We start from the raw sequence: 6220 nt of genomic DNA on the forward strand, positions 1-6220 counted from the left end.
TCAAGGGAGAGTATGAAATGGAGCATGACAGTAGCCGCAGTGGCTATCACGAACCCGAGCCCGGGATTGCCGGGCCGCAGAACGATCTGGATCTGGAGGACGACTGGGGAGACGATTTCCCCAAGACCTTCTCCATCAACCTGATCTGGGCACAGGCGAACGACAGGGAAGGTCGTCCCGGTGCCATCGGGTTCCAGGGAGGCATGCCCTGGCATCTACACGAGGATCTGCGCCGGTTCAAGGAGCTGACGGTCTCCCACCCGGTCATCATGGGCCGGAAGACCTGGGAGTCCCTGGGCAAGCCGCTGTCGAACCGCGACAACATCGTCATTTCCCATGACCGCGCGTTCCGTGCCCCGGGTGCGACGGTGGCGTGCGACGTCGAGGAGGCGCTGGACCTGGCCCGCCAGGAGGCGATTCCCGACGACGGCCTCGACCGCAGCGAGATCTGGGTAATCGGCGGCGCACAGCTGTTCGAGCAGATGCTGCCGATGGCCTCGAAGGTCTACGTCACGCAGATTGACGCGAACGTGGACGCGGATACGTACGCGCCGTCCCTGCCGGAAGAGTCCTGGCAGGTGGCGGGGCAGAGCGCTTGGATGGTGCCCGAGCGAGACGAGGGCATCCCGCGGTACCGTTACCTCACGCTGGTCCCCCGGCACGAGGAAGGCGACCGCTGACCGGCAGACCGAACCATAAGGACCGAAAGAAGTGGCACAGAGAAGCGAACAGCCGTACACCGTGATGACGGTGTGCACGGGCAACATTTGCCGTTCCCCCATGGGGGAGATCATCCTGCGGCATGAATTCGACAAGCGTGGTCTGTCGGATCGTGTGCGTGTGGAGTCCAGCGGCGTCAGCGACGAGGAGTACGGCAACCCGATTGACAGGCGTGCCGTGAAGGTGCTGCGCGAGCGCGGCTACGAGATTCCACCCCGGCATTTCGCGCATCGCATCACCCGGCAGGAGATCGAGGACACCGACCTGTTCCTGCCGATGACCGCCTCCCACATGAACGCCCTGATGCGCATGCTGCCCCTGAGCAAGCGCTCCCAGGTGCACATGTACCGCAGCTTCGACCTGTCCCTGCCGGACCCGCAGCCGGGCCACGAGGGGCAGATCGACCTGGTGGACCCGTGGTACGGCGGCATGCACGAGTTCGAGGTCGCCATCGACCAGATCGAGGAAGTCGCCCCGTACATCGCGGACTACGTGGAGAAGCAGCTCCAGGACTGACTGAGTTTTTTGTTCATTTTTTTGAACAATTTCTAGCGGAAAGGCCGTCGGGCCCGTCGCTGTGCGACGGGCCCGACGGCCTTTCCGCTAGAAATTGTTCAAAAAAATGAACAAAAACTCAGTCAGTCCACCTGCTGCCAGGTCTCCACGTCGATGTGGTGCTCCGGGTTGGCCTGCCAGGCGTCCCAGGCGGACTGCACGATGTCCTCGACGTCGTACCTGGCGTGCCAGTCCATCTCCTCGTTGATGCGCTTGGGCGAGCCGATCAGGTGCGGCGGGTCGCCGGCACGGCGGGCCATCACGGTCTCCTGGAAGGGCAGGCCGGTGACCTTCTTGACCTCGTCGACGATCTGGCGCACGGAAGTGCCCTTGCCGGTGCCCACGTTGAACACGTCGTACTTGCGCTCCTCGCGGTCGAGGTAGTCGAGGGCCGCCACGTGCGCGTCGGCCAGGTCGGAGACGTGGATGTAGTCACGCACGCAGGTGCCGTCCTCGGTGGGGTAGTCGTCGCCGAAGATGGCCGGCGCCTTGCCCTGCTTGAGGCGGTCGAAGAGCATGGGGATGAGGTTGAGGATGGCCGGGTCCTCGAGTTCCACGGGACCGCAGCCGGCCACGTTGAAGTAGCGCAGGCCGCAGAAGCGGATGCCGAAGGGCTGCTCGCAGGCGCGGGCCATCCACTCGCCGAACAGCTTGGTCTGGCCGTAGGGGTTGATCGGCAGCATCGGCACGACGTCCTCGGGCACGACGTCCACCGGCGGCTCGCCGTAGGTGGCGGCGGAGGAGGAGAACACGAGCTTCTTGGTCTTCTCGGAGTCCTTCATGGCCTCGAGCACGTTGAGCATGCCGCCGATGTTCTGCTGGTAGTACCACAGCGGCTTCTCCACCGACTCGCCCACCTGCTTGCGGGCGGCGAAGTGGATCACCGCGTCGACGCCCTCGGCGTCCATGATCTCGGTGAGGCGGGCCGCGGCGCCCGGGGTGGAGATGTCCATGCCGTAGAGGCGGGCGTCGCCAATGCGGTCCGGCTTGCCGTAGCTCAGGTCGTCCACCACGACGACCTTGTCGCCGTTTTCCTGCAGGGCATGGACCACGTGTGCACCGATGTAGCCGCATCCGCCCGTGACGAGAACAGTCATGTTCAGCCTTTCGTCGTATCGCGGCAAGGACGTTCCCGACTGCCGCGGTGATAATTTTTGAGCAGTTATAGGATATCACTTGGTAGGAATTGTGTCAAAATTGTTCGATTTTGTTATCAATGCGATGCAAATTTGAGTGTTTCGGTTGCCGATGGTTCCTTCGTCCCCACCTGTCCATCCTAGTACGGGACCGGACGCGCCAACCCGTTGCTACACTGGTGCGCATGACCGACGAAGAGAAGACCACCGAGGAACGATCCGCCCTGTATGGACGCAAGGTCCTGTCCTTCGTGCGCCGGTCCGCGCGCCTCGACGCGCGGCTGCAACGCGCCTGGGATACCTACGCCGACGACCTGCTGCTCGACGACATCGCCGCAGGGGAGGGGCGGCTCGACCCGCGCGACGGCTTCGCACTCGACCGCGACTACCTGCGCGCACACTGGGACGGGGAGCGCCCCCTCGTCGTGGAAATCGGCACCGGCCAGGGCGAGAACGTGGTCGCCGCGGCCGCCGCGCACCCCGAGCTCGACTTCCTCGCCCTGGAAGTCTACGACCCGGGCGTCGCACACACCATGCTGCTCGCCGGCAAGCAGGGGCTGCGCAACCTGCGCATCGCGCAGATCAACGCGCCCGAGCTCATGAAGACGGTCCAGGACGGCCTGCTGGCGGAAGTGTGGACCTTCTTCCCCGACCCCTGGCCCAAGATGCGCCACCACAAGCGGCGCATCGTCCGGGACGAACTCGCCGGCGACGTGCACCGCGCGCTCGCCGACGGCGGCGTGTGGCGCATCGCCACCGACATCGAGGACTACGCCCTGCACGTGCACGAGGTGATGGACGGCCGCGGCGACTTCGTCAACGAAGGCGCGCTCACCGTGAGCCTGCCCACGGAACACGTGGGCAAGGGCAACGCCGACGCCGCCGCCCAGCTGCCGCATGCCGACTTCAAGGAGTCGGAACGCTTCGACGGCCGCGTGCTCACCAACTTCGAGCGCAAGGGCCTGGACGCCGGGCGTACGATCCACGACTTCACCTACCGCAAGGCCTGAGCGCGAGCAGGTGTGTCGCGTGTGTGCGGGCTCCTAGAAATCTCTCGTTTTTCCGTGATATTTCTAGGAGCCCGCACACACGCGACGCGGGAATTGGGGATATGCAAACGGCCGAAACCTTGTGGGTTCCGGCTGTTTCCTGTTGGTACCCCCTGAGAGAGTCGAAACATCTGAACCGGCATGTCGTGGAATGTGGTTCAATGTGTGGACATTAGTGTTTTGAACCGTTCCACAGTGGTTCAATTTCGTGAACTGTGAGGGTATTTCGTAGAATTGTTCTCAGATTGTTCTCACCGCCGCGATTTGGGAACCCATGGCATCCGCGACGGCATCCAAGTCGGCGTCAAACAAATCGGCATAGGTATCCAAGGTCATAGCGGCAGTTTTGTGACCTAGCATCCTTTGGACGGCCTTGACGTTCGCACCGGCGGATATGGCTATGGACGCGGCCGTATGCCTCAGCTCATGGGCCGTAACCGGCGGCACGCCCGCCCGCTTCGCGGCACCCTCAAGCCATGAGCCATGCCGCTTCGCGTCGCGAATGTACCCACCGTCATAGGGCGACGTGAACACAAGTTCATCCGGCCCGCGGCCCACCAAGAGCGGCCGTAGGGCGTCAAGCACCTCGGCAGTGGCCGGCACGTCCCGCGTCTCCCATGTCTTCGGCGCGGATACGTGGAATGTGCCGCCGCGCTGGGATACGGACCGTGTGACATGCAGCCGGCCGCGCGAAAAGTCAACGTCCTTCACCCTCAAGCCGCGCGCTTCACCTATCCTCAGCCCACAGAAGCCAAGGGTGAGCACAAGTGGCCGCCAGTCGCCGGCGGCGTCTGCAAGGGCGAGTAGTTGGGGCACATCCAAGTACTGGCGCGGGGTAGGGCACTGGCGGGGAAGCTGCACGCCTTCGCATGGGTTAGCCGCTATGAGCCTATCCGCCACGGCGGTTGCACAGATAGCGCTCAGTACGCTGTATGCTCGCGTGACCACTTTGGCGGATGACTGGCCGGCCATCTCGGATACCCACGACTGCACTTCGCTGTAGCGTATGGTGCCTATCTGCCGGGCGGCCCACCGTGGGGCGACATGCACGCGCCATGCCGTTTCATAGGTGTCATAGGTGGTTTGCTTGACTATGCCGCGTTTCATGGCTAGCCATGCTCGCCCGAGGGTGCCGACCGTTGCGCGGCCGTCCTGTGGATCTACCCACGTGCCGGCGGCCGTCCCCGTGGTCAGATTTGCTATGAATAGCTTCGCGTCCCGCTTGGTTGGGAATCCGCGTTTCGTGTGTTGCCGGCCGTCGGCGTCGCGCCATTTCACGTAGTACTGGCGTTTGCCGCTCTTCGTATAGGGATGAATGCTAGCGTCCATCCGGTTCCCCTGTCATCTCTTCCAGTTGCTCCATGATGGATGGTTCGTTTTCTATGGCGTCGGCTACTTCGCCTTCTATTATGCGAGTCTCGCGGCCGCGTTTCTGTGGTGTGGCGCCTTCGCCCGCACGCTCTGCCGCCTCAGTGTCCACCGAGTGCCCGTAGAGGCGGTCAACGTTGCGCACCAACACGGGCGGTTGCACCCCTAGGCGGGATGCCATGCGCATCTCAGCACTAGTAGGTTGCCGCCCTTGGGACGGTTCGATATAGATGTAGGGCGTTAAGTGTACTGGCTTGCCTTGCAAGGCGGCCGCCATGCCTGTAAGCGCGTTGCCGCCGTCTGTGAAGTCGTCGCCTAGCACGTCGGCTAGTGTCAGTTCTTCGCCTGTTAGATCGTTGAGCGCGCTGAGCAATATGAGTATGTTGCCGAGCGCGTCGGCGCGACTGCCACCACGTTCCATGCTGCTAATGGTGGAACCATGCCAGTTGCATCCATATTTTTGAGCTGCATCCGCTATTTGCTCTGTTGTGAGCCTATGTGCAACGCGCATATCAGATAGCCAAGCGCCCACAGTTTCATTAATCGCCATGCTTGTAAGCCTATCAGCGACACGCCGCGAAACATATACACAGTTGCAAGATTATTTAAACCGTGTTAGCGTGTCATCAGTTGCAGAAATATTGCAACACTGTACGAAAGGTACTCACATGAACTCACCGACCATCACCCCGCAAGCCGAAGCGTGGGACCTGTTGCAGTGCCGGCTCAGCCGCGCCGCCGACCCCGCCGACGTACTCATGTCCACCGCCGAAGCGGCCGCCTACCTCGGCTGCACCGAGAACGCACTCGGCGTGCGCCGACACAACGGCAGCGGCCCCGCCTACCTCAGGCGCGGCCGATTCATCCGTTACCGCAAGGGAGACATAGACGCATGGCTCACCGAACGGACACGAACAAAGGATGTAGACGCCACGGACAGTAGCTAGTTTTGTACCAAAGCATGGTATTTGCTAGTTCCGTCCGTCTCCCCGTTGGCTGTTGCGGTTCGATGGGCGCCCGGAGCGCCTGTAACGTCCGGGACCGCGCCTTCCATCGGCCTGTTCCAACGGTGTTGGAAGCGTTGGTCGAGTAGTTGGCGGGTGTTGGTGCGCGCCTTGGGGCCCATGTTGTCCGGTTGCTGCCACGAACGTCGTGATTGGATGACACGGGCCGCGTTGATGTCGGCGTGCATGGTTTTGCCGCAGAAACGGCAAGCATATCTGGCTCGGCTGGGCCTGTTGCGTTTACTGGTGTAGCCGCAGCCGGAGCATTCCTGTGACGTGTATTGTGCGGGTACCTGTTCGACTTGGATGCCCGCGCTTTCCTGTATGGATTCGAGTTTGCGCTTCAAGACGGCGCGCCCGGTGCGGGTGATGAGCCGGTTCATGCGCC

Annotated in this window: 8 protein-coding genes; 4 read left to right on the top strand and 4 right to left on the bottom strand. The window is 62.6% G+C overall.

The window, feature by feature from the left end; genetic code table 11:
- Window positions 1-17 precede the first annotated feature (17 nt).
- Complete coding sequence (locus BCUN_RS03990) at window positions 18-680, top strand: dihydrofolate reductase (RefSeq protein ID WP_033517945.1); 663 nt, start codon at window positions 18-20, stop codon at window positions 678-680.
- A gap of 64 nt (window positions 681-744) precedes the next feature.
- The gene (locus BCUN_RS03995) at window positions 745-1236 is read left to right on the top strand and encodes a low molecular weight protein-tyrosine-phosphatase (RefSeq protein ID WP_033517951.1); all 492 of its coding nucleotides are present in this window, start codon (window positions 745-747) and stop codon (window positions 1234-1236) included.
- Between the two features lie 122 nt (window positions 1237-1358).
- Here BCUN_RS03995 and galE read toward each other — a convergent pair whose 3' ends face one another.
- Window positions 1359-2372, bottom strand: coding sequence for a UDP-glucose 4-epimerase GalE (galE, locus tag BCUN_RS04000; protein ID WP_034258367.1), 1014 nt, complete (start codon window positions 2370-2372; stop codon window positions 1359-1361).
- Window positions 2373-2596: 224 nt separating this feature from the next.
- Between galE and trmB the strand changes: the two genes are divergently transcribed.
- Window positions 2597-3421 (top strand): tRNA (guanosine(46)-N7)-methyltransferase TrmB, encoded by an 825-nt coding sequence (gene trmB, locus BCUN_RS04005; RefSeq protein WP_033518517.1) that lies wholly within the window; start codon window positions 2597-2599, stop codon window positions 3419-3421.
- A 279-nt stretch (window positions 3422-3700) separates the two neighbouring features.
- On the opposite strand, the gene BCUN_RS04010 is transcribed toward trmB, so the two are convergent.
- Both BCUN_RS04010 and BCUN_RS04015 read right to left on the bottom strand, forming a co-directional pair.
- Window positions 3701-4789, bottom strand: coding sequence for a tyrosine-type recombinase/integrase (locus tag BCUN_RS04010; RefSeq protein ID WP_033518519.1), 1089 nt, complete (start codon window positions 4787-4789; stop codon window positions 3701-3703).
- Window positions 4779-5378, bottom strand: coding sequence for a P-loop NTPase family protein (locus BCUN_RS04015; protein ID WP_152598224.1), 600 nt, complete (start codon window positions 5376-5378; stop codon window positions 4779-4781). Before BCUN_RS04015 ends, BCUN_RS04010 begins: the two co-directional genes overlap by 11 nt.
- Before the next feature lie 118 nt (window positions 5379-5496).
- Here BCUN_RS04015 and BCUN_RS04020 point away from each other — a divergent pair, with 118 nt between their 5' ends.
- Window positions 5497-5775 (top strand): helix-turn-helix domain-containing protein, encoded by a 279-nt coding sequence (locus BCUN_RS04020; protein ID WP_051920711.1) that lies wholly within the window; start codon window positions 5497-5499, stop codon window positions 5773-5775.
- Here the strand turns inward: BCUN_RS04020 and BCUN_RS11795 are convergent.
- Window positions 5772-6220 (bottom strand): zinc ribbon domain-containing protein (locus BCUN_RS11795; protein ID WP_156100119.1); only part of this gene is annotated, 449 nt, incomplete at its 5' end. The two genes, BCUN_RS04020 and BCUN_RS11795, sit on opposite strands and share 4 nt — an antisense overlap.

The organism is Bifidobacterium cuniculi, from assembly GCF_000741575.1.
Taxonomy (GTDB): domain Bacteria; phylum Actinomycetota; class Actinomycetes; order Actinomycetales; family Bifidobacteriaceae; genus Bifidobacterium; species Bifidobacterium cuniculi.